The organism is Nonlabens ulvanivorans (assembly GCF_000732625.1).
GTDB classification, from domain to species: domain Bacteria; phylum Bacteroidota; class Bacteroidia; order Flavobacteriales; family Flavobacteriaceae; genus Nonlabens; species Nonlabens ulvanivorans.
The window spans coordinates 910,708-935,587 of record NZ_JPJI01000032.1 but is presented as its reverse complement, the minus strand read 5'-3'; the positions used below and the strand labels follow the sequence as shown (position 1 = coordinate 935,587).

Annotated in this window: 16 protein-coding genes; 3 read left to right on the top strand and 13 right to left on the bottom strand. The window is 35.9% G+C overall.

Going from position 1 to position 24,880, the window contains the following annotated elements; all coding sequences use genetic code 11:
- Positions 1-14 precede the first annotated feature (14 nt).
- Entirely contained in the window at positions 15-755 is a 741-nt protein-coding gene (locus tag IL45_RS11280) for a uroporphyrinogen-III synthase (RefSeq protein ID WP_036585301.1), read from the top strand.
- An 87-nt stretch (positions 756-842) separates the two neighbouring features.
- Here the strand turns inward: IL45_RS11280 and pckA are convergent, their stop codons facing one another.
- Together pckA and IL45_RS11270 are read right to left on the bottom strand one after the other, a co-directional pair.
- Positions 843-2,453: a phosphoenolpyruvate carboxykinase (ATP) gene (pckA, locus tag IL45_RS11275; RefSeq protein ID WP_036583953.1), complete on the bottom strand. Its 1,611-nt coding sequence runs from the start codon at positions 2,451-2,453 to the stop codon at positions 843-845.
- Positions 2,454-2,514: 61 nt separating this feature from the next.
- Entirely contained in the window at positions 2,515-2,910 is a 396-nt protein-coding gene (locus IL45_RS11270; protein ID WP_036583952.1) for a DUF423 domain-containing protein, read from the bottom strand.
- Positions 2,911-2,963: 53 nt separating this feature from the next.
- Between IL45_RS11270 and IL45_RS11265 the strand changes: the two genes are divergently transcribed.
- The gene (locus IL45_RS11265; RefSeq protein WP_036583949.1) at positions 2,964-4,328 is read left to right on the top strand and encodes a saccharopine dehydrogenase family protein; all 1,365 of its coding nucleotides are present in this window, start codon (positions 2,964-2,966) and stop codon (positions 4,326-4,328) included.
- A 66-nt stretch (positions 4,329-4,394) separates the two neighbouring features.
- On the opposite strand, the gene IL45_RS11260 is transcribed toward IL45_RS11265, so the two are convergent.
- Positions 4,395-5,081, bottom strand: a complete 687-nt coding sequence (locus IL45_RS11260; RefSeq protein ID WP_036585298.1) for a zinc metallopeptidase — start codon at positions 5,079-5,081, stop codon at positions 4,395-4,397.
- 136 nt (positions 5,082-5,217) lie between these two features.
- Here IL45_RS11260 and IL45_RS11255 point away from each other — a divergent pair, with 136 nt between their 5' ends.
- Positions 5,218-5,634, top strand: coding sequence for a group III truncated hemoglobin (locus IL45_RS11255; protein ID WP_036583946.1), 417 nt, complete (start codon positions 5,218-5,220; stop codon positions 5,632-5,634).
- Here the strand turns inward: IL45_RS11255 and IL45_RS11250 are convergent.
- The 10 genes from IL45_RS11250 to IL45_RS14835 form a co-directional block, all read right to left on the bottom strand.
- Entirely contained in the window at positions 5,609-7,723 is a 2,115-nt protein-coding gene (locus IL45_RS11250; RefSeq protein WP_036583943.1) for a hypothetical protein, read from the bottom strand. The genes IL45_RS11255 and IL45_RS11250 overlap by 26 nt on opposite strands.
- Before the next feature lie 102 nt (positions 7,724-7,825).
- A complete protein-coding gene (locus IL45_RS11245) occupies positions 7,826-8,644 on the bottom strand; it encodes an energy transducer TonB (RefSeq protein WP_036583940.1) in 819 nt (272 codons plus the stop codon).
- Between the two features lie 102 nt (positions 8,645-8,746).
- Complete coding sequence (locus IL45_RS11240; protein ID WP_036583938.1) at positions 8,747-9,475, bottom strand: energy transducer TonB; 729 nt, start codon at positions 9,473-9,475, stop codon at positions 8,747-8,749.
- Positions 9,476-9,536: 61 nt separating this feature from the next.
- Complete coding sequence (locus tag IL45_RS11235; protein ID WP_036583937.1) at positions 9,537-9,953, bottom strand: VanZ family protein; 417 nt, start codon at positions 9,951-9,953, stop codon at positions 9,537-9,539.
- Positions 9,946-10,326 carry a glycine cleavage system protein GcvH gene (gene gcvH, locus IL45_RS11230; RefSeq protein WP_036583934.1) on the bottom strand — a complete coding sequence of 127 codons (381 nt, stop codon included), beginning with the start codon at positions 10,324-10,326 and terminating at the stop codon, positions 9,946-9,948. The genes IL45_RS11235 and gcvH overlap by 8 nt, the downstream gene beginning before the upstream one ends.
- A gap of 62 nt (positions 10,327-10,388) precedes the next feature.
- Complete coding sequence (sov, locus tag IL45_RS11225; protein ID WP_036583932.1) at positions 10,389-17,654, bottom strand: T9SS outer membrane translocon Sov/SprA; 7,266 nt, start codon at positions 17,652-17,654, stop codon at positions 10,389-10,391.
- A 3-nt stretch (positions 17,655-17,657) separates the two neighbouring features.
- A complete protein-coding gene (gene ruvA, locus IL45_RS11220; protein WP_036583929.1) occupies positions 17,658-18,239 on the bottom strand; it encodes a Holliday junction branch migration protein RuvA in 582 nt (193 codons plus the stop codon).
- A gap of 46 nt (positions 18,240-18,285) precedes the next feature.
- Positions 18,286-20,610, bottom strand: a complete 2,325-nt coding sequence (locus IL45_RS11215) for an NADP-dependent malic enzyme (RefSeq protein ID WP_036583927.1) — start codon at positions 20,608-20,610, stop codon at positions 18,286-18,288.
- A gap of 172 nt (positions 20,611-20,782) precedes the next feature.
- Positions 20,783-24,166 carry a lipase family protein gene (locus IL45_RS11210; RefSeq protein ID WP_036583924.1) on the bottom strand — a complete coding sequence of 1,128 codons (3,384 nt, stop codon included), beginning with the start codon at positions 24,164-24,166 and terminating at the stop codon, positions 20,783-20,785.
- A gap of 80 nt (positions 24,167-24,246) precedes the next feature.
- Entirely contained in the window at positions 24,247-24,849 is a 603-nt protein-coding gene (locus IL45_RS14835) for a hypothetical protein (protein WP_051788718.1), read from the bottom strand.
- Between the last annotated feature and the right edge of the window lie 31 nt (positions 24,850-24,880).

Below are 24,880 nucleotides of genomic sequence, written 5' to 3'. Positions count from 1 at the left end.
AGAAAAGAATGCCTATGAAAGTGAAGACAATTTTAGTTTCCCAACCTGAACCTAAAATGGAAAATTCACCCTATCAGACTTTAGTAGATCGTACTAAGGTTAAGATAGATTTCCGTTCGTTTATACATGTAGAAGGTGTTCCTTCTAAAGAAGTACGCGAGCAAAAAATAGACATTAGCAAGTTCACTGCCATTGTTTTAACTAGCCGTAATAGTGTCGACCATTTCTTCAGAGTTGCCGAAGAAATGAGATATAAAATTCCAGACTCGTTGAAATACTTCTGCCAAAGTGAAGCTGTTGCTTATTATTTGCAAAAATATGTAGTGTACCGCAAGCGTAAAATTTATGTTGGTAAACGTACCTTCAAAGAACTAGTTCCTCTTATTAAAAAGCATAAAAACGAAAAGTTTTTAATCCCAAGTTCTGACAAACTTCAAGATGAAGTACCAGAACAAATGGATGCTTTAGGAGTAGTGTGGACCTCGGGAACTTTTTTCCGTACCGTAATAAGTGATCTTTCTGATCTAGCAGACGTGAAATACGATATTTTAGTATTCTTCAGTCCTAGTGGAATAGAATCATTGTTTAAGAATTTTCCTGAATTTACTCAGGATAAAACACGAATCGCTGTTTTTGGAAATACTACTATGAAAACTGCCGAGGACATGGGACTACGTATCGATATACAAGCTCCTACACCTGAGTCTCCTTCAATGACTATGGCTATTGAAAATTACATTAAAGAAGATAAATAACATTACGCTTTCGCGAAAGCGTAATGTTTAAACACAAAAAAGTCCCTTAGATAAAGGGACTTTTTTTATATAATAAAGTTGATACAATTAATACTTCAGTGGTGCTCCTGCCATTATTTCTGAAGAAGCATAATCTTCAAATTGTTTGAAGTTATCTCTAAATGCATTAGTCAACTTTGATGCGGTTTCATAATAACCTTCATCATTTTTCCATGTTGCTCTAGGACTTAAAACATCTGTAGGGACATTTGGACAAGTACGTGGTTGTGCAACACCAAAAACAGAATGCACGTGATAATTGTCCTTATTTGCAGCCTCTAGACTACCGTCCATTGCTGCTGTAATCATCGCTCGAGTATATTTCAACTTCATTCGCGAACCAACACCATATGGTCCACCGGTCCATCCTGTATTTACTAACCATACATTAACACCTGTTTCTTTCATTTTCGCACTCAACATCTCAGCATACTTTGTAGGGTGAAGAGGCATAAATGGGGCTCCAAAACAAGCAGAGAAGCTAGGAACTGGCTCTGTAATACCAGCTTCTGTTCCTGCTACTTTTGCAGTATAACCACTAATGAAATGATATGCTGCTTGACCAGGAGTTAATTTAGATATAGGAGGCAATACTCCAAAAGCATCTGCAGTTAAGAAGAAAATATTCTTAGGATTATCTCCTACAGAAGGTTTCTTAATATTGTCGATATGGAAGATAGGATAACTTACTCTCGTATTTTGGGTAATAGATGTATCCTTAAAATCTACTGTTTTATCAGCGTTCAAGATAACATTTTCTAAAATCGCACCAGGCTTAATAGCATTGTAAATTTCTGGCTCACCTTCTGCATCCAGATTTATCACCTTTGCATAACAACCACCTTCAAAATTAAAAACATCGTTATTTGAAGTCCAGCCATGCTCATCATCACCAATCAATGCTCGATCTGGATCTGTAGAAAGAGTTGTTTTACCTGTACCACTTAAACCAAAAAAGATGGCTGTACTTCCATCTTTTCCTACGTTTGCGCTACAGTGCATAGGCAAAGTATTTTTATACACAGGCAAAATAAAGTTGAGCGCACTAAAAATTCCTTTTTTGATTTCGCCAGTATAACCGGTTCCACCTATTAAAGCAATCTTTCTAGAAAAATTAAGAATAGCAAAGTTATGCTGTCTTGTACCGTCTTGATCAGGTACTGCCATAAATCCCGGTGCATTTATAACAGTCCATTCTGGAGAGAAATTCTCTAACTCTTCATTCTCTGGCCTTAAGAACATATTATAAGCAAACATGTTAGACCACGGATACTCATTAATGACTCTAATATTGAGTCTATAATCTTGATGTGCACAGGCATACGCATCTCTCACAAAAACATCTTTACCATCCAGGTAAGAGGTCACTTTATGAAGTAATGCATCAAATTTATCCGATTCAAAAGGTATATTGATATTACCCCACCAGACTTTGTCCTCGGTAACCTCATCTCTTACAATGAAGCGGTCCATCGGCGATCTACCAGTAAATTCACCGGTGTTAACAGCGAGTGTGCCGTTTGCGGTTTCTTTACCATCATAGCTAGCAACACTAATCTTTTGCAGCTCTGCTGGTGGTAGTTGATAATTAATTTTGGAATTTTTAATTCCCCATTCTTCTAACGAAATCGTTTTCGTAACTAAGGTATTTGAACCCATGATTATCCTTTTGTTTAGCTAAGGTTTAGGATGCAAAAATAGAAATCATATATCTCTCTCCCTATCTATTAACAGAATTATTTGAAATAATTTTCCACAGAAGCACAATCCAACCAGAGATAAGTAGCAATCCACCTATAGGAGTTACTGGCCCGAGAAAAGAAAAATCAATGTTCCACAAGTTTGTAGTTGTTAACAGGTAAATACTAATAGAAAACAGAATAACACCAATGGTAAATAAATAAAAAACAACTTTTTTAGTCTTATCGCTTATAAGCGGAATAGAAGCTAATAATATAAGTGCTAGGGCATGATACATTTGATAACGTACACCTGTTTCAAAACTTTTCAACTGGTAGATTGTTAGATATTTCTCTAAGGCATGCGCTCCTAGAGCTCCTAAAACAACAGCTGTTAATGCATATATAATACCTACAATCAATAACTTTTTAACCATTTGTATATCTATTTATAAGAAGTCTTTTAAATTGCCTCAAAATTACAACAGATATGCGTGATATACTGATTATAGGAGCAGGTAAATCAACTGGAGTGCTAGTCGATTACCTTTTAAAAAAATCAGAAGAAGAGAATTTAAAGCTCTTGATAGCAGATAAAAATATAGATCAAGCAAAATTACTAGGCCAAAATCATAAAAATGTTGAAGCTGTTCAACTAGATATTTTTAATGAAGACCAGCGTAAATCTTATATAAAAAAAGCATCGATAGTTATATCAATGTTGCCTGCAAGGTTTCACATTGAAGTGGCGAGAGATTGCATTGCTTATGGAAAATCAATGGTTACCGCCAGTTATGTAAGTCCTGAAATGCAAGCCTTAAATGAAAGTGCTATAGAAAAAAATCTTGTCTTTATGAACGAGATAGGTGTTGATCCTGGTATCGACCATATGAGCGCCATGCAAGTGCTAGATAGAATAAGATCACAAGGTGGTAAAATCTTATTATTTGAGTCCTTTACCGGTGGATTAGTTGCCCCTGAAAATGACGATAACTTGTGGAATTATAAGTTCACTTGGAATCCTCGTAATGTTGTTACCGCAGGTCAAGGTGGTGCGGCAAAATTCATTCAGGAAGGTCAATACAAATACATACCATACCATAAGTTATTTAGAAGAACAGAATTTCTAGATGTAGATGTCTATGGTAGATTTGAAGCTTATGCTAATCGTAATAGTTTAAAATACCGTTCGGTATACGGACTCGATGACATCCTCACATTGTATCGAGGCACCATGCGTCGTGTAGGTTTTAGCAAGGCTTGGAATATGTTCGTACAATTAGGAATGACTGACGATACTTACACCATTGAAGATTCTGAAAATATGAGTTACCGGGATTTTGTGAATAGCTTTTTACCATATTCACCTACAGACTCTGCAGAACTTAAAATGCGTCACGTTCTAAAAATTGATCAAGACGATATCATGTGGAATAAATTAGTAGAATTAGATTTATTTAATGCTACTAAGATGGTAGCATTAAAAGAAGCTACACCTGCACAGATTTTACAAAAAATCTTAGAAGACTCATGGACTCTTCAAGATGGAGAAAAAGATATGATTGTTATGTATCATAAATTTGGATATGAGATTAATGGTGAAAAGAAGCAGATAGACAGTACGATGGTGTGTTTAGGTGATGGCAATATGCAAACTGCCATGGCAAAAACAGTTGGTCTACCTGTTGCAATTGCCGCTCTTAAAATCTTAAATGGCGAGATCACCTCACCTGGAGTACAAATACCTATTACAGCGCCTATTTACGAGCCTATTTTAAAAGAGCTGGAAGATTATGGAATACGCTTTCGCGAAAGCGAAATAGAATATCTGGGATACAATCCCTTAAGTTTATAAGTGACATTAAATAAAAAGGAGGATGGTTTTAAATCATCCTCCTTTTTTAATAAAATTCTGTTTTATTTATCGTCTTCTTAGAAAGATTGATATGAAATATAATAAAGTTGCTAATGAGCCTATTGCCGCTACTAGATAGGTGCGCGCAGCCCATTTAAGGGCATCTTTTGCACCGGCATGCTCTTCTTGAGTCAACATGTTTTCATTCTCTAACCAGGCTAGTGCTCTATTACTAGCATCATACTCCACTGGTAAAGTTACAAAGGCAAATAAAGTACCTACTGCATACATAATAATACCTATTAAGAGTACGGTACTACCAAAGGCAGATGCCGCTGCTAGTGCAAGTCCACCCATAATTACATATTGTGAATATTTAGACGCAATGCTTACTACAGGAACCAACTTAGACCTCATCCCTATCCAGCTATAGGCTGTTGCATGTTGTATAGCATGACCTACTTCATGTGCCGCAACTGCTGCTGCTGCTGCATTACGTTCAGAGTATACAACTTCACTTAAATTTACGGTTTTATTAGAAGGATTGTAATGATCTGTTAGTTGACCTTTTACAGATATTACCTTAACATCAGTAATACCATTATCATCTAACATTTTTTGAGCAATTTCTGCACCACTCATACCGTTTTTTAAATGAATTTGAGAGTATTTTTTAAACTTACTTTTAAGCTTGTTACTTACAAACATGCTCAGTAAAAAAACTGCTCCACCGATTATATAGTAACCCATCATTCCACCCATGATATTTTTATTTTTTAATTATTATTTAAAAATAGCTCTTATAAATGACTCTTTAAAAAAAGCAAAACCATTTTATTAAACTTACTTTTGAAAGTGTTTATTCACCTTTTTAATCGACCATTGTATCATGACCTCTACATCGCTCCTTAACTCTAGAGAACAAATCGCTTTACTAGTTAACGAGTTCTATAAAAAGGTTCGTAAAAATGAGCATTTAGGCCCCATTTTTAATAGTGTAATCAACGATTGGCCTGCACATCTTAATCACTTGACTGATTTCTGGGACACTAGCTTATTAAGAGCAAAAAGCTATCATGGCAATCCTATTGAAAAGCATCAAGAGGTTGATACTGCAGTTAATCATTCTATTGAGATGGAACACTTTGGAATATGGCTGCAATTGTGGTTTGACACGATTGACAACTATTTCCATGGAGAAATTGCACAACTTGCTAAAAACCGAGCTCGTAACATGTCTACATTTATATTTTTAAAAATCTTTGAGGCTAGAAAATCATCTAGCGATCAAAAGACCAGTTCATAATATCAGTGCGCAGCCCTATATTTAACCATGTCGTATTTTGTTCTTGTACATTTCCAATTTCAAAATGAGGATCAAAATCTCTATAAATGATCTGACCATAAATCCTCAATTGGCTCGCTGGATTAATTAAATAACCAGCTTCTAACTGTGCATACATAAAAGTTACTCTGTTTCCTTGACCTAACTCGTTACCATTATCAGCAATACGATCATCTTCACTACGGTATATGTCGCCACCATAAAAAGCGTTATCAATCCCATCATTAATATCTAGTCCTCTTTCACCTAACGTGAATTGAGCATTACCATACCACCTATCTTTAGTATACCTTCCTATGAAAGTAGTTTCATAAAAGTTTGCGCCCCATGGATGTGCTAGTGCTTGATTACTGTTAGCATAGTTAAGGACTACCGTGTTGTGACTGTATGTATAAGGACGTACTCTGTTATATTCTGCCTGTAACATTAGGTCTTTTACTTTAAATGCATTTTGCCATTTAAGACCTAGCTGATATGCACTTTTATTTTGATAACTACCATCACCGTTCACTACAGATGCTCCAGAAAACTCATCCAATACTAACTGTGCATAACCTGTAATTCTATCTGTAAATTTATACTTTGCTGTGGCTCCTATTAAAGCATTTCCTCCACGAGAGCCAGTTTGCAGCTCAATGGCTTGATAAAATATAATAGGATTCAAGTAATTGAAATCAAAGCCACGTTGATTATCATCTTGCCACAAAACGCTTTCAAAGAGCCCTATATTGAGCTTTTCTGTAGCATTCCAACTTAAATAATGATGCACCATAAATTTTGTACGGAAAGAATCATCTGCAGTTACCTCAGATCTTACATCTCTTAAAGATGTGTATAAAACCGTGTAATCCAACTTCCAAAACTTAGCATTTACTTTTGCATATGGAAACGGTTGTGAATTATCACTAAGAACTAAAGATCTATAACCATCACCTATAAAATGTTGTCCATGACCTAATTGAAGATCAAAGTACTTACTAGGTTTATAATTGATATAACCAGTAGCTACTGGATAGTCATAAATAGTATCTCCACCATCTTCTGCAATACCACGTCCAGGCACAATGCCCGGATTCCCACCATCCGGTGCACGACTTTCTATTTCTCTGTTGAAATAGCCAGCAAAACGTCCTTGACTTTCTTGAATACTAGCGCCAAATGTTATTTGTTTACCTATTCCACCACTAACATTAACCAATCTGGTATTGTTAAAAGTATTAATATCATCACCACTATCCTTACCTATTTGCAAGTCAACTCCTGGATCTATTACAAACCAATAATCATCACCAGCCAATTCAAAAAAGTGCTCATTCCACCATTTTTTACCTAGCCACGTAGATTCATCTTTCATTAATGACGATCTCTCTGCCTCAAGATCAAAGTATTGATCCACATAAGAAAACGTATAAGGTTTGACGGCTGTATGAGCGTTATTCCCTATTCTATTCATAGCCGCTTCATATCGATGATATCGCTGGTTTGATAGTGCTATTAGCCCATTAGACTTAAGCTGTTGACCATTATATTGATTTGAAATAATTTGTGGATATTCTTCATTTGCTTTCGCGAAAGCGATACTATCTAAAGCGTTTGAACTTTTTTTAACCACACTATTTTCTTGCTCTTTACCATTAAATACCTGAAAAGAACCATCAGGTGTCATGGGAACTGGCACTCTTAATACAAATTGCATGTATGTAGGGTTACCATTATAAGTAGGCGCTGCAATTACCGGCAGCTTTTCAAAAGAATTTTTCACTGCAGTAGTAAGCTCTGCATAAACTGCATCAAAACGAATGGGAATGAATCTACCTTCACGATTCACTTCAAATCGTAATGTCACTTTCTCACCAGCATTTAATGGAAGTTGCTGAGGATGCTTATAATTTTCATATAAAGAAGAATATAAGTTTTTGTAAAAACAATCCTCTAATTCATTAACAGGCAAATCTTTACACTCTTCAAAATATGGGAATTTTTCCACTGGATTTTGAGCTGTCAAGATTCCTAAACTAAATAAACTGATAATCAGAAATAGATTCTTCATTGTAATCACTGCATTAAGCGGCTAAGATACTTGTTTTATAGGAGTATATAAATAGAAAAAGTCACAGCAAGCTGTGACTTTTTTATAAATAAAAAACTGTTATTATCTATTCATTTTAAATCTTATTGGTAAATGAAAATAAACACTCACCGGATCTCCATTTATTTTACCAGGTGTAATTTTAGGCAGTTTACCTATGAGTCGATACGCCTCTTTTTCAAGAATAGCATGTGGCGCTTTAACTTTCACATCTATAGGTAGACCTTTCTCATTAATGGTAAATAAAATGTCAATCTTAACGATTTCACCATCATCTAAATTTAATTCATCGGCAAGACCTTTATTAAATTTACGTTGTACAAACCGTTGCATCTTATCATTAAAACACTTGCGACGATCTACATTATTATCTAATGATTCACAGCCAGGATATAGGGGCATTGAATCGACACCATCCATAGTCGTAGTAATTGAAGTTTTAGGAGCCGGCTTTTTTGTTTTTACTGGTGCACTCTCTTTAGGTGAGTCGTCAACTGGTGTATTATCTGATGGTGTATCAACAGGCTCAATAGGTTTTTCTTCTGGAATTGGGTCCGGATCAGGTGTGTCATCTGGAACGACTACTGGTGGTAATTCGTTATTGGGTTTTATAACTACCTCTGGCTTTGGTTTGTTAGGTACGATTCTAAACGTAGGATTAGTCCAGTCTGGATCTGCGATATCTGTATTAAAAACTACGACTCTTTCAGGTTCTACAGTTTGAGTAGTGAGTTCGATCACCACAAAAGCTAACAACAAGGCTGCTATCAGACCTATTTGAAAGTTAATAACTGGATTAACTTTAACGTTGACTTTCTTTTTGTCAAAACGATCTTTCTTAGAAGGTGTTGCAGCACCTTCTTTAAATAAATTAGTTTTCATAATTAATGGTTTTATGTTATTATGAAAACACTTCAAGAAACATACCATAAAAAAAGCCGAACATTAAATGCTCGGCCTTTTGATATGATAAAAGGTTTTTCTTTAATCCTGTACTTGGAAAATAATAGGTAATGCATAAACTACAGTTACTGCCTTACCACGCTGCATTCCTGGGGTCATTTTAGGAAGACTGTTAATTACATCTGCCGCTTCTTGTTTCAATCTAGGGTGAGGCGCACGAGATTGAACTCCTACCACATTACCTTTTGAATCAATTTTAAATTGTACAGTAATTTTTTGACGACCTTCTAGACCCAATTCATTTGCAAGACCAGTATCAAATTTGTTATCCACAAATCTTTTGATTTTCTCGTTCATACATTTTTTACGATCTTCATTAGTTTTCATCTTCTCACATCCAGGATAAACTGGTACCGATTCAATGATAGCAAATGGAACTTCAGCGATTTCTTCAACAACACCTACTTCTTCAGCTACCTCTTCAACCTCAACGATCTCTTCTTCTTCGGTCGTTTCAGTATTTTCAATGATAACCTCTTCGATTTCCACTTCGTCTTCAACTACTTGAAGAACTTCAGGTGCTGGTGGCGGTGGTGGTGGTGGCGGTGGTGTATTCAACATCATAGTAATAGGCACTTCTTCTTCTTCAACAAAAGCTTCTGGCTCTACATACTCTTCAATTTCTGTTACTTCTTTTGTTTCATATTCAAGACCTTGCCATGATAATAATAACATAAAGGCAAGTCCCATTAACACGTACAATTTAATGTTAGTACGTAAATCTGATGATTCTGATTTCTTAATTTCCATAGTAGGATAAAATTTGAAGGCTAAAAATAAATAAAAAACCTAAACATGTGAACAGGTTTCTTCATGAATATGTGTTAAATCTTTTAGATAACAACCATATCAATGTAATTGCAAGAATAATGCCAATAGTATTTGCCACTGCATCTATAAAATCCATAGTTCGATTAACAGCAATATACTCTTGTGCAAACTCAACGATAACTCCTATTAAAAATGAAAAAACAGCAGCCGCTATTGCAATAGTCCTAGACCATGCAGTGACCATATCCTTCCATGTAAATTTAAAATGAGATTGTTGTGTTAAGAATCTGCTGTAAAAGAAAAAATACCATAATAATGCCATTATAAAATAAGCACCACCATGGTATAATTTATCTATGTTATTTATATTCACTGAAGGCGCTGGACTATCACTAATTGAAAAATAAATAATCAATCCAGTATAAACTGGCGCTATCCAGTAGAATAATTTAGCCACCTATTAATTCTTTATAAGCTTCAGCAGATAAAAGCGCGTCTAACTGAGAGGCATCAGAGAATGACATTTTAATCATCCATCCATCTCCATAAGGATCAGAATTCACTAGTTCTGGCTCATCTTCTAACTTCTCATTGAAATCTGTGATCTCACCAGATAATGGTAGAAATAGATCAGAAACTGTTTTCACAGCTTCTACTGTTCCAAAAACTTCTTCTACATCTAGCGTTTCATCCACGGTTTCCACCTCTACATAAACGATGTCACCTAATTCACTTTGTGCAAAGTCAGTAATACCTACAGTGGCAGTATCACCTTCAATACGAATCCACTCGTGATCTTTAGTATATTTTAATTCTGCTGGGATATTCATAATTTTATTTTAATGGTGGTAAATTTAAGATATCTCTCAAAGATATAGGCAATGATTTTTTACTAATTACCAAAGGTATATCTCAATGTAATACCGCTTCTTATTGTAGTTTGTGGAAAAGCAGTAGATATCGCAAATTCTGAGAATGTATGATCATAATAGAATATGGCTGTAAATGCCTGACTTAAATTATAATCTGCAGTAAATTTAAGACCATATATGGTCTGACCAGCGGTAGCCTGACTAGCATCTGTGAAAATTCCATTTTGTAAATTTTCTTCGGTTCCTAGATCTAAATATCTAATGATAGTTACATTATCCCTTACAGAGCCATCTAGTCGCATGTTTAAATCACTTTTAATGATCTGACTGCGTCCACCGACATTAGTTTTAAACTTGAGATCCTTGATACGATAACCTAACCCTAGAATAAATTCGTTACCATTTATTTCAGTCAATAAATTATTATCAAAACTTAAAGAAACGACTCTATCTTTTCTTACCTCTGCTGCAATCGACACAGAGTTTTTCATCTCAAAGTCCAATTTAATTAACGGACTGAACTGCTCTGATAAGTTGACATTGAAAAAGAGATTACGCGACTTAAAGTCTCCTGTCTGGTTTAAAGCATCAGGACTTTGATCACTATAGGTTAAATTCCTATTACCAGGAGAGTAATCTAGATTTGTTTGAAATTGATTGATTGTATAACTAGACCTATATCCATGATTTATGGAGAATCTACGGAATCTTTTTCTAAACCATTTAAGGTTCATCAATCCTGTGTATTTAAGCGTCCAATTAGGTAAAGGAATATCCTTAAAAGCACTCGTCTTTTGATCTTTTGCATCTCGACCTTCATATGCAGCTAGGAAAGCCGGCAATAACACATCTTGACTATTCCTACTAAAACCTTCTGGATAACCATCTGCGTCACGAGAATATGTTGTATTACCATAAAACTGTTCTGCTAGACGCTCAGCGATAACAAGTCTATTATTTCTAAAATTATCGAAATTCTTAGATTCACTAATGGTGCTTTTATTAAAGGCAGTACCTATCATGTTTGTAGTAATACTATAATTACCAAAAGTGTTAGGTGTCAATGATTGATAAGTTAAGTTCTCTGGATCTACACGATAATTCTCAGTATAGGTTTCTTGATACGCTCTATTTCCAACCAAATCAATTTTTAAATCTTTCAATAAATCAACGTTGACATTAATATCTAATTGACGGCTTTCAACCTCGCTGTATTGTTGATTAAAATCTTGAAATAAAGTTAACCATCCTTTTCTAGCAGCAATATCTCTAATCTCTGCTTGAGACCCAAATGTAAATCCAGTTGTTGGCTTTAAAGTACCTATAAATCCAATAGCTGGCGTGTAACCTGGTAAAAATATACCATTGTTTTCTTGGTAGTTAATTTGCGCTCTTTTTACAGAGGTAGCAATACCGATTAATGTGTTGTAAGCCTTATTACCAAAATTTTTCTTCGGCGTTTTATCTTTTTCATCCTGTGCATTTGCTGCACCTGGCGTTGATGGTCTTGCGTTTCTAGACCTTGTATTATTACGGCTACGAGCCCTATTAGCAACAGGACCAAACTTGACTTTTTCAAGCCCTACATATTTGTATAATTTATCTAAATCTAGCGTTGTGTTTATGCGGTGTGTGTTTGCATTTTGAACTGTGTTTCCTAAATCAGGAATCCCGTCTAGCTGCGCAAATTGTTGTGAGTTACGTTGCCAGTTGAAGTCTGCGGTGTAAGTGTAGCTCGCTTTCGCGAAAGCGAGAAACGGAAACTTATCTAGTGGCAATTTATAGGTTGCTTGAAGTTGCTGTGAGTGTGAGTTAGGAATACCTTCATCTAAAAAGTCTGTCCATATCCCATAACTTTCATCGATTGAATCATCATCATTAATGTAACTGCGTATAACGCGATCATTATTTGCAGATAAATTGAATTGTAAAGATTTTGTAATATCCCAATTGATGGCATATTGATGATTCATGGTATAATTGCGATTAGACAATGGATCTATAGTAATATTTTGAGCATCAGGAATCCCATCACCATCAGTATCTACTGGGTTGGTATCCAGTTGAAGGTCTCTAAACTTCTGTGTATTGTATTGTCTTAAAATATTACCGCTGGCAGCAAAACTATTAGGTAATAGATTTACATTAAAATCTTTCAAGAATTTTAAATAACTATTATCGCCTACTAACTTTTTAAACGGCTCTACTTCTGCTTTAGGAAACGCATAATTATATGTTGTTCCTACATTAACGGATTGATCCTGAAATTTCTCAATTTCAAAATTGCGTTGATCTGTCTGGTTATAAGAACCTGAAAAGGTGAAATTCTCGATATCATAAGGCATAGGCTTTGAATCTCCAGTGCGTTCTTTACGGACACCTATAAGGTTTACACTTTGACGCATGGTATAATCTTCAGATTGTTCCCTAATGATATCGCGCTCTGCATCACTATTAGCGTTATCTAGCCTTGTCTCCAATTCGATATCTTCAAATTGTGGATCAAATTGTGGCGTTATAGTTTCTTCTCCTATACTATAAGAGAATGGCAATTTAACACCCCATTTTTCTGGAAGTAACTGACCTAAATTAAGATTAGTAGTGACATCATATTGAGTTACATTTTCTCGATCTCTCTCATTAGGACCTTGTTCAATAGCTCCAAAGCCGATAGTGCTTCTCCTACCTGTAGCACTTACGCTTGCAAAATCTGCAATATTTGCATCCATGTTCATCACTGCTGCATATCCACCTTGGTTCTTTAAACCTGATAAACGCATTTCATTAAACCAGACTTCACCACAAATATCATTTGTACTAGCATTACGTACACCGATCATCATTGCTCTTACATCTCCAAAGTTAGGATTACCTTTTATACCGTATTTATGTTGATTAAGGTTTGCTGCAGTTGCATCAGTAAGAGTCGACTCATCAAAGAAGTTTACTTCAGAAATATTTAATGAAGGGTTACTTAAAACACGTGCTTTAATTTCTTGAAGCAAAGAAAGGTCAATATTAAACTCATTTGCTTCTGGCCAAATCTCTTCTCTTACAGTAGTGCCAAAGGCAGTAGGTTTTAACGGCAACCTTATTTCATAATAGTTATCTGTATAATCAATACCTATTCTAATAAACGCCTCTAATTCATCGTCACCTATAGCTACCTCGTTTACTAATGATTCTGCATGGACAAACATGCGCAAGTTTTCATACTGTCGCATATCGATTCTTATATTCTTGAATACAGAACGTCCATCCTCTGATTCTAAACCACAAACTCTTAAGGCAAGAGATTGCTCGTTTTGTCTGATATTTTGATTTTGAGTTCTTAATTCTTCACGCTCAACTCCAGGTGGCAGTCTATATGGAATCGGTTGACGTGATTCATTATTTTCGATATTAACTCCTTCGACTTCAAACACAGTTCCGTCATCACTAGGATCATCTAGATCCTCTTCTAATGTTGCAGTATAACGACGATAATCACCACGTACTAAATCCATGGAACCAAAACGTAGTAAGGTTTCTTGATTAAAATCAGTTAAGTACATTCTCATAAAACGTATAGCTCTGAAATCGTTGATACCACCTATAACTTCTCGGTTAGGATCACTTAAAGGAACTCTAAATTGAACCCAACGTGTATCTATAGTATTCCCATTAGGTAAAGTAGTCTGAACCTCTTTGGTATCGAATATATACTCATTAGTAGCAACAGTCATTCTAGTTGGGTCAACCGGTATATCATATTCAAAATAACTATCTATAGTATTCATAGTGTTATCTCTGTTAATATCCTCTACATCTGGTAACGTCGTTGCTCCACGATCGTCTTGGGTTACTTCTGTAGGCGAGTTACCTTGTGTATTATTATATCTTCTATATCGTGTGACGATATCTCCACTTGTTGCTAGAAAGTACTCATAATTATCACGAGCAGGATCATCAGGTCCAAATGCTCCAAATTGTGTATTCTCTTCAATATCATTTAATCCATCAAGACCTATATCTTGATTAGTTCGTTGCGCTCCATCAGTATCAAAAGCATAAACTAAGGATTGATTCACTGGCACCTTACCATAATCTGTTGCATTTGTAAGTGTGGTGCTACCGTCATCAGGCAAACCATTTTCATATTGCTTGCGATTATCCTTTAGAATATCCTCACTTATACTACCTAGGTTAATCGATATAGTTCCTCCAGCGTTTGTAGGATCATAAACAAAAGGATCCATCACCCAAAATTGAATATACTCAACGTTAGTCTGTTCAAAATCCGTACTAGAGAATTGCCTCATAATACCTGCCCAGTTGTCTTCTGGATTAGGTAAAATATTACTTCCTGCCGCTGCAGGATTATAGTTATAAGGACCACGTTGAGATGGAAGATAATTTAAATCTAGTGTATTTATAACTTGCTGTTGCCCTTGCTGTAAATCAACATTAGGAAATAGTTCTTCTATAAAAACACGACGTGTTCTAGGGTCAGAGATATCATCATCTGTAATATCTGCTGGTCGTTGTGTTCCATAAAATATAGGGTCGATTGTATACCATGACAATTGTGCTCTAGAAAAATTATAAGCTAGTGCATTTGATGTAGAACCTGACCCTTCAAACGCTTGAGGAACACTGGCTAATGACCATGCAAAAGGCGATAAAATATCTATTGAAGTTTGAGAACCTTCAAAATCATCTACATAGGCTGATGCTTGTCCTTCAAAATCATCACCTGCTGGTGATCCCGGAAAAAGATAAGCTAATTCACCTCGTAGAGATATACTGGACTCCACATCAGTATCGATATTAGGTAATTTGTTAACCATTCTAGTTAAGAACGGCACTTGAGTGTTGTATATAAAATTAGCGCCTACAATGGTATTATTAATAGGTTCAAATCCATAAGTAGATTTTTGAGTTATAGGTCGCTCTTTTAAATTTAAAAAAGTTCCACCTAGAATAAAGTCTTCACTAAACCTATGCTCTACGTTGATACCGGTAAATCGTTTGGTTTGCTGATTAAATACAGAATTATTTTCTGTAGAAACTTGTATTGGTGTGTTTGAATTCAACAACGCTTGATCTAGTATAATCACACGACCACCTTGATAATCGACAGAGTAATCGATTCCTTCTTGTAATGTTCTACCACCAGCGGTTACCGTTACAGAACCTCGAGGCACATTAAAGGCACCGATAGGGATTCCTTCTCTACCAGTTGCTTTATATTGTCCTTTAATTAAATACTTATTCTTATCTGCAGTTTGCAGTGCTTGCGCTTTTGTGGTGACGTACATGTCACGATAAACATACTTTGCTTGGTTTGCATTATATGAAGTAGGTTGATCATAATCTTCTAATCCTGTTCCTGGAGTATTATCCAACTTATTAAACAGGTAATTACCAAATGGTTCTACCGTTGTAAAAATAATACGCCCATTTTCTTGATCAATAGTCAGTCCTGGTATAAAATCAAAGAAACCATCACCATCTGGTTGCGGATCACCTTGCTGATTCAATCGGTCTAAATTAAATACCTTAATTAAAGTCGTTTGATCAACGTCTACTGGCAACGGTTCTGCAACTGGATTTGCAAGTGTAGGCGCTGCAGGTGTTATATAATTCAACTCTGGTGGGAACTGATAAAAGATATTCATTCTGAAATCTTCTTGAGACAATTGAGAACCGCCCAAATTATAGATGTTCTTCATCATTAAATCCCAAATAGGCTCACTGACATTCGTTAAATTACTCTTCAATAATTTAACAACTAGGTTCTGATTATTCACTGCAATTTGAGTCGGGTCAGTAGAGTCTATAACATCTGTTGCTACCACACCATCATTTGCAAACTCACCTACTTGATAAACCTTTCCTCCAGCAGTATATTGAAATGCCACTGCCAGAACTTCATCATTATTTAATCGTTGTCTTAAAGATATATAACCTAATTGGGTATTTAAGGTATATTCATTTTCTGTAAGCTTTCTTGCATTCTCTAGAGTTACATAATCAAATCCCTCATTAACTTGAGCACCGCCAAAACCAGATTGTACTGTCGAGATATCTCTAATCGCATCTGTTAAAATGGACTGCGCTGCTCCATTTATTCCTCGAGGATTGAAGTCATTATTTTCGTTTGACGGAAAACTACCAGCCGCGGCATTTATAAAACCACCAGGTATAGTACCCAATCCAATATTAGCAGGATCAGATTCTCCTATATCCTGAATCGCTACTAAATTTCTAACATCTTGTGTTCGATTACCACGGTTTGTAATCCAAACTTCAGCTCTAGTGATTTGAATATTTGTATTGATGAAAGGGTAATTAGCTAACGTTTCATCATAGTTATCACGAAAGTAATGGGACAGGAAATAATGTCTATTCTCATCATAATCTAATGAGAAAAAGTCAAAATCATTAACAGACGCACCACCTGCGGCTTGCACTGTTCTAGATTCTGATTGCTGTTCTGAGAACACACCTGTTATCCTGGTTTTACCAAACTGCAATTCAGCCTTAACACCGAACAGACTCTGAGCACCACGTATTAATGTGGAGTTTAAAGGCATACTAATATTACCGACTTCAATACTTTGTAATATGTCGTCTTCTGTAGGTGTATAATCTAGCTTGATCTGATTTTGAAAGTTAAAAGTGCTTTGTGTATCATAGTTAGCGTTCACATTTAAACGCGTCCCTACTTTCCCAACTAAACTAAGATTGATACGTTGATTAAAATCAAAAGTAGCATTGGATCTATTACGTGGTGAAAAACTAGGATTGTCTGATTTATTAAACAACATCCCTAAGTCAACTTCTACAGATCCTTGCGGTACTACCGATATCTCAGTACCACCAAAAATACTTTCAAACAAGTCTGAATCGACGTAAAAATTAGGTAATAGGTTCTTTTGCTTTTCTTTATCTGCTTCTGTTTTACCAGCAATAGCAGCCGCTTTATCTTTAAAATACTGGGTCATGCGTTCTTTCATCACACGATCTAGATATTGATCACGCGTTAACATGAAAGGGTATCCTATTTGAAAACCATTGAATTCACTCTTATAGATATATCGATCTAAGTCCGGATCATAAGTGTAAAGAGTAACAATGCTAGGCGGATCTGGCAAATCAATATCTCCTATAATCACACCAGTCTTAGTACTGTCTTGTGCGGTCGTAGGTGGTGTTTGTTGCGCTTTCGCGAAAGCGAATATCAAAAAACATCCAATGAATGCTACATACTTATTGAAAAGTTGAAGAGAACTATATTTCAAATCTTACAGCTGTTTTAAAGCGCCTTTTATTAATTTTTCTACTGTGGCGTCTGGCTCGCTAGCCAATATTTTATCCACCACTTTTTGCGCTTGCTTACGTAAATAACCTAGCGTTTCTAGTGCAGATAACGCTTCATCGCGTCCAGTATTGCTCGAATGAAGAGAAATATCTTCTCCTTCTAATACTTGTAATATTTTATCTTTTAAATCTAGTATAACACGCTGTGCACCTTTTGCCCCTATTCCCTTAACACTCTGTATGGTACGTACATCACCAGAAGCAATAGCTTGTGCAATTTGCCGTGGTTCTAAACTAGATAGCATAGTACGTGCTGTACTCGCTCCTATTCCTGATACCGACAACAATAGCTTGAAAACCTCACGCTCTGACTTTTCCATAAAGCCAAATAGACGTTGAGAATCCTCTCTTACTTGCATAAAAGTGAATAATTTAATTAATTCACCATCTGGAATTAACGAATATGTATGAAGCGATATCTCAACAAAGTATCCTACACCACCGCAGTCTATGACTACATCTGTAAGATTTTTTTCCACCAGCTTTCCTTGCAACTGCGCTATCATTCCTTAATTTTAAGTTAAAGCATCAAATGTAATAAATTTAAGGGTACTAAAACACACCTTGATTAGCGCTATTTCCAGTGGCTTGTTCTCTCTTTTGTTCGTGCTTTTCCTTTTGCTGTGCATCGATCACAGCTACTGCTGCCATATTTACAATTTCATCTACACTCGCATTAAGCTGTAGGATATGAACCGGCTTTTGCATTCCCATCATTATAGGACCTATCGAGTCTGTATTATAAAGCTCTTTAATCAACTTATAAGTCGAGTTTGCACTTTCTAGATTAGGGAAAACAAGTGTATTTACTTTTTTACCAGCCAGCTTAGAAAACGGAAATTTCTTTTTAAGAAGTTCTGGATTTAAAGCAAAATCTGCTTGAATCTCTCCATCAACAGTGATATCTGGATAGTATCTATGTAGGTAATTAACGGCCTCAGTCACCTTGCGGGCATGAGGATGATCTGAAGAACCAAAGTTTGCATAGCTTATCATTGCGACTGCAGGATCAATCCCAAACATACGAGCGGTACGTGCTGTCATTTGAGCAATTTTTGCAAGCTCTGTAGCATCTGGGTTAATATTAATCGACGTATCTGAGACAAACATAGGTCCACGCTCTGTAATCATTAAATTAGTGGTAGCGACTTTTTGTACTCCAGGAGATTTACCTATGATTTCCATCATAGGCTTAACAGATATAGGAAAAGATTGCGCAACACCAGTGATAACAGCATCTGCATCACCTAGTTTCACCATCATTGCAGCAAAGTAGTTACGCTGCCTCATTAATTTCCCAGCATCAAATTCTGTCACACCTTTACGAGCGCGCATTTGCCATAGCTCGTTTGCGTATCGATCTTTACGTGGTTTCTCTTCATCAGATTTTGGGTCGATAATTAAAATTTTATCATCCCAATCAATTTCTGTCATCAACTCTTCAATCACATCACGTCTACCAAGTAATATCGGAATTGCTATTCCGTCCTCATGTACTATTTGCGCTGCTTTTATGACATCTAGATTATCAGCCTCAGCAAAAACAATACGCTTAGGATTAGTACGGGCACGGTTTAATATTAAACGGATAAGCTTATTATCTGATCCCATTCTAGACAACAACTGATCTTCATATTTCTCCCAGTCTTGTATAGGTTCCATAGCCACACCGCTTTCCATTGCCGCTCTCGCCACCGCTGGTGGAATAGTAGAAATCAATCGTGGATCAAAAGGCTTAGGAATTATATATTCTCTACCAAAGTTGAGCTTTGTCTCACCATAAGCAATGTTAACTTGCTCTGGTACTGGCTCTTTTGCTAGCTGTGCAATGGCATGACAAGCTGCTAACTTCATTTCTTCATTAATCTTAGAAGCGCGCACGTCTAATGCACCTCTGAAAATAAATGGAAAACCTAAAACGTTATTTACTTGATTAGGATGATCGCTACGACCTGTTGCCATTATTAAATCTTCGCGAGTAGCTATCGCTGTATCATATTCAATCTCTGGATTCGGATTTGCCATTGCAAACACGATAGGATTTTCATTCATATCCAGCAACATGGCTGGCGACACTATATTACCTACAGATAATCCTAGAAAAACATCTGCTCCTTTAAATGCATCTACTAACGTAATGGGATCCATATCTCTAGCAAACTCCATTTGTTCAGGACCTAAATCTGTTCGAGAGGTTGTAATCAACCCATCTACATCAAACATGAGGATATTCTCTTTACGAGCACCTAGTTTTGCATACAGATTTGTACAAGAGATTGCGGCACTACCAGCACCACTAATAACAATTTTTACATCTTCAATTTTCTTGTTAGCAATCTCTAGAGCATTCAATAATGCTGCACTAGATATAATAGCTGTACCATGTTGATCATCGTGCATTACTGGAATATCCAGCTCCTCTTTTAATCTCTTTTCGATTTCAAAAGCCTCTGGCGCTTTAATGTCTTCCAGATTAATACCTCCGAAAGTAGGCGCAATGTTTTTTACCGTTTGAATAAACTCTTCAACATTTTTAGTATCGATCTCAATGTCAAAACAGTCTATGTCTGCAAAAATCTTAAAAAGAAGACCTTTACCTTCCATAACTGGTTTAGAAGCCTCTGGACCTATATCTCCTAGACCTAGAACTGCCGTACCATTAGTTATAACAGCTACTAGGTTCCCTTTTGTAGTGTATTTATAAACATTTGCTTTATCCTTTGCTATTTCAAGACATGGCTCTGCTACGCCTGGACTGTAGGCCAGTGAGAGATCCCTTTGGCTACTATACTTCTTAGTAGGAACTACTTTTATTTTACCTGGTGTAGGCTTTGCGTGGTACACAAGTGCTTCACGTCTCTTGCTATCTTTACTCATAAATAACTGGGTTATTTTTAGTCCAAAAACAAAAGTAAGTTATAATGTTCACATGGGTTTTTTGTGTTCGTGAAAATTGTGTGAATTGTGCTTGCGCGAAAAGGTGCAATAAAAAACATCCATAATAGTTAAATTATGGATGTAATTAATGCTTTTTATTATTAATGACTTGTTAATTAATAGGTATTTGACAAGTTTCTAATAGACCTGCGTGAGTAATATGCATGACATAAGTCCCTGGAACCAATGCAGAAACGTCTATCGCAGAGCCTAGTTGATGTGCTGGTTTATTAAGCACTAGTGTCCCACTAAAGTCATAAAGTTTTACTCCTACGTAAGTAGGGCAGTTCGTATTTCCATCAAGATCTGTAATACCATCACTACAGCCTAATGTATAAAAAGTCCACTCTGGATCTTGTATCATATCAATAGCAAGGTCAGTATCTGCAGGAACTGGTGAGATTACAAAATTATTAGTAACCATATTTGTAGTATTTGAAGGTGGTGGACAATTGCTGGTACATCCCGTAATATCTACATTAAAATATTCCCAATCAGACCAGCCACATTCATTCTCTGCTCGTACTTCAAATTCAAACACTTCGTTACAATTTGAGTAGATGACCGCAGTTAAATCTCTACCAGATCTAAACTCACCATCCCAATCAGACTGCCCAGTGATTTTTCTCATTTCAATGTTATCTACTTGTTCTAAATTAGGCCAGTCGATAATTTTTACTCCAGTTGTAGTGCAGTATGACAATGTATTACTATTAAAAGAAAGTGATAATAGTAAACTAGGGTCAACCTCTAATAGCGTACCGCCAGCTTGTGGTGCTCCTACATAAATGGGTTTTCTAAGCGTTTCTCCATTTGCTCTTCTCAATATTATTTCTGCCGGACCATCATCTGTACCTGTGACCGTAACAGAGCCATTAGTATGAGAAATAACATTAAGTCCACCAGAAGAGTAAAAAAATGATGCATCTAACAGTTTACATGGATTTTCAAAAGAAAAAGTTACTGTTTCACCTACACAGATTTCACTTGGACCTAAAAGGTCATTTATATCCACTGGGTATTCTGGTTTTAAAATATTATTTACGTCTGTGACTGCTAAGTTTGCAATCAACCATTGAACACTATTATTATTAAAACTAGTATGACGTGTGTTTAAATCTTCTCCATAATAACTATCAAATGGTGTTAATACATTAGAATCACAAGTCAAGTTATAATCTAAAGGATTATTCCAGTTTTGATCTGGATTGAGATGTGCCATCGCCGAAAATGATGGTATAAATGAATGAACTGGATTGTTCTTGCGTACTTGAACATCGCCTAAAACTGAAACACCAAATATATTACTAGTCCAGCCTAATATATCATCCATAAATGTCCCTGATGGAAATCTTGTATCTAGACTAACTGGATTATCTCCATCCAAAACAGCATCGGCAAGGTCTTGTTGAGCACCAAAATATCCTCCAGGCACATTATCCATAACGCCTCGATCGTTTGAATTAGTTGCTGAAGTAATATGATTTTGTGGTATTTTATAAAACTTTGCTATTCTATTGCTATTACCATTTGATGGCATAAAATGAGAATCTAATGTCGCTATATGAGTTCTAAATACTATATTACCTAAAGGAAGATTAATCCTAACTCTTGCAAATGTTTTTATTCCTAATACTTTTTCTCCGTCATTTGCATAGGTTAATTGTCCTTGCTGGGTCTGTAAATCTGTGAGTTTACTACCAGATAACGAACCATTAATTAACGATAAATTAATAGATTTTACTGGAAACCCATTTGATCCTGAAACACCATTAACATTTTGATTATTATAGTGGGTTTGAAAATAACTACTTCCTCTATCTTCATTAAAACCTTGTAAAATAGTTCTTGCATCTAGTAATTCATCTATAACTTGAGACTCATCGGGATAAGGCAATCCAGAATAACCAAATGCTGGAATAGGACTGCGATGTTGCTCAATCAACTGTTGTAATGCAGCTGGACTACCTAATTGATTATAATAAAAGTCAGATGCGGAAGGAGATTGATTGCGTAATAAGTAAATTAACGCCTGATCTCCCAATGGGATATTTGCTCCTAGATGTGGACTGTCCACACTTACCCAATGTGATACATTGTGATCCCACAAAGCACTATTACCAGTTACTTCTTCTTTATGTTCCATGTAAGCTAGTGCATATCTAGAGATTTGCCCACCCATGCTAGGACCTATTATTTTAAGCGTAGCGTCAGGATTAATACCTCTTGCAATCCCATTAGTTTGTTTAATTAACTTAATCAGTGCCAGTGCATTACTCTCTATATAATAAGCACCACCATCTATAGTTACCGTTTGACCTGTACTTAAATCTGTAGTTTCATAAGTAGGATGGTTGACCATTATGACATCAAAACCTTGTTCTCTTAATGTCATAAGTGCATTTTGTTCTATATTATTTTCATCATAATATGTTTGAAAATCATACATACTATCGTGCAAAGCTCGATTGAACTGTCCGTTTTCTTTATTAGCCTCAACACAATCTTCATCTTGCTCACAATCGCAGTCCTCAATCTTACGTTTGTCTCCTGGATCAAAACCGTCTAGAATGATAATAGGATTGTCTAATTGATTATTTCCTCCATCATTTTGAGAAAAGAAAATACGATATTCAATCTCTGCCTTAATCGTAGGATCACCAGCAGCATAGCCTGTAAATGTCTCATCAGCTATGATTGTACCGTTTTCTTTAAAAGTGGCTCCTGCACAAAATGGAGTTAACCCTTTAGGTACCACTGTAGGTTCATATTTAAAATAAATACTGGATTGGGTGTTAATACTGCTGTCATCTTCATAGGTAATTTCATAAGTAGCAATTTTATCACCATCACTATTGAAATTAACCGTGATTTGTTGAGATTGTAATTGAAAATCAGATATGATCTCCCTTGTAATTCCATCCCCAAAATCGGCCGTCAGTTTTTTAATACGCTGTTGTTGATTTTCAAAGATATAAGCAGGATCAATTTTAAAAGTAATCCCAGAACCTTTAACCGCTTGATCTAGTGGCGCGATAACGGTAGTATGTAGCGTGTAAAAAGCTGGTCTCCCTGAAATTTGAGTAAACTCATTAGCTTCTTCATCATAAGTTAGACCACTGTTTTCAATATCTTCCTCACGGTAATTGAGTAGTTGAAAATCGGTATTGAGTATCCCTAAAGGCACAATACCTGTATTTTCCTGTTTAATTTGGCTTAATAAGCTTGAGCGGCTCATAAACAGTTGCTCGTTACTAGCACGATGTATCTCACTTAAGGCTTTCTGGAAGTAGTCATAAGTTGCTGTATCAAAGCCTTCTTCCCTATTAAAATTATAAAGGTTTGCAAATTGAAAAACCCGTTCATAGATAATACCACTAGTGACATCAGTTTGATCTACATTTTCTAAGGCATCATCTAGTGTAGGCTCAGATTCTTGTGCCGTTGCATTGTATAGAAATAATAGCATTCCTATACTAAGAATAAATCTTTTCATAAATTTGATTGTTTAATAGTTAATAATTATTGTGTTACTGTTAAATATTTATAGACTGCCGTTACAGCGGCAGTCTTGTTTTATGGAAAGGAAACGCTGGATAGCTGAGGAGTTTTAAGGTCAAATCTACCTAGTGAGACTCTAATCGTATCATTTCGATTATCAAAACGAACTAAACTACCTTGAAATGTTCCAGACCAAATTGTTTGTACATTCTGAATGACATCTAATTTTGTTATTAAAACTATTCCAGATTCGTCATACGATAGATATTGCTGGTATGATTGTAAATTATCGTCCCAAATTATGCAATGCATATAGTTATTACTGTTACCATCCAATCCTCTTAAACCATTTGAACTATCTAATCGGTAACTACCTTCTCCCGTTTGAATGAGATCTTCCAAGTGAATTAGAATTGAAGCCGTTTTATTACTTTTAAAATCCGTTGCATCAAATTCAATACTTTGATTACCGCCTCCAATGACTTTCAAACCTCTATCTTCTGAATTAAAAGTACCTGTTCCATCACGAGGTCTAAAAAACTTACCATCAATCAAACAACCAAATGTGTTTTCTCCTGTCATGGTGATGGGTGGTAATAAACTTTCTTGAGATGGTGTATCATCTGTACTGCAAGAAACTGTTAATAGTATAGCGATGATGATAAGTAGTGTTTTCATAAGATTGTATTTTAAGATTTCGCAAAAGCGA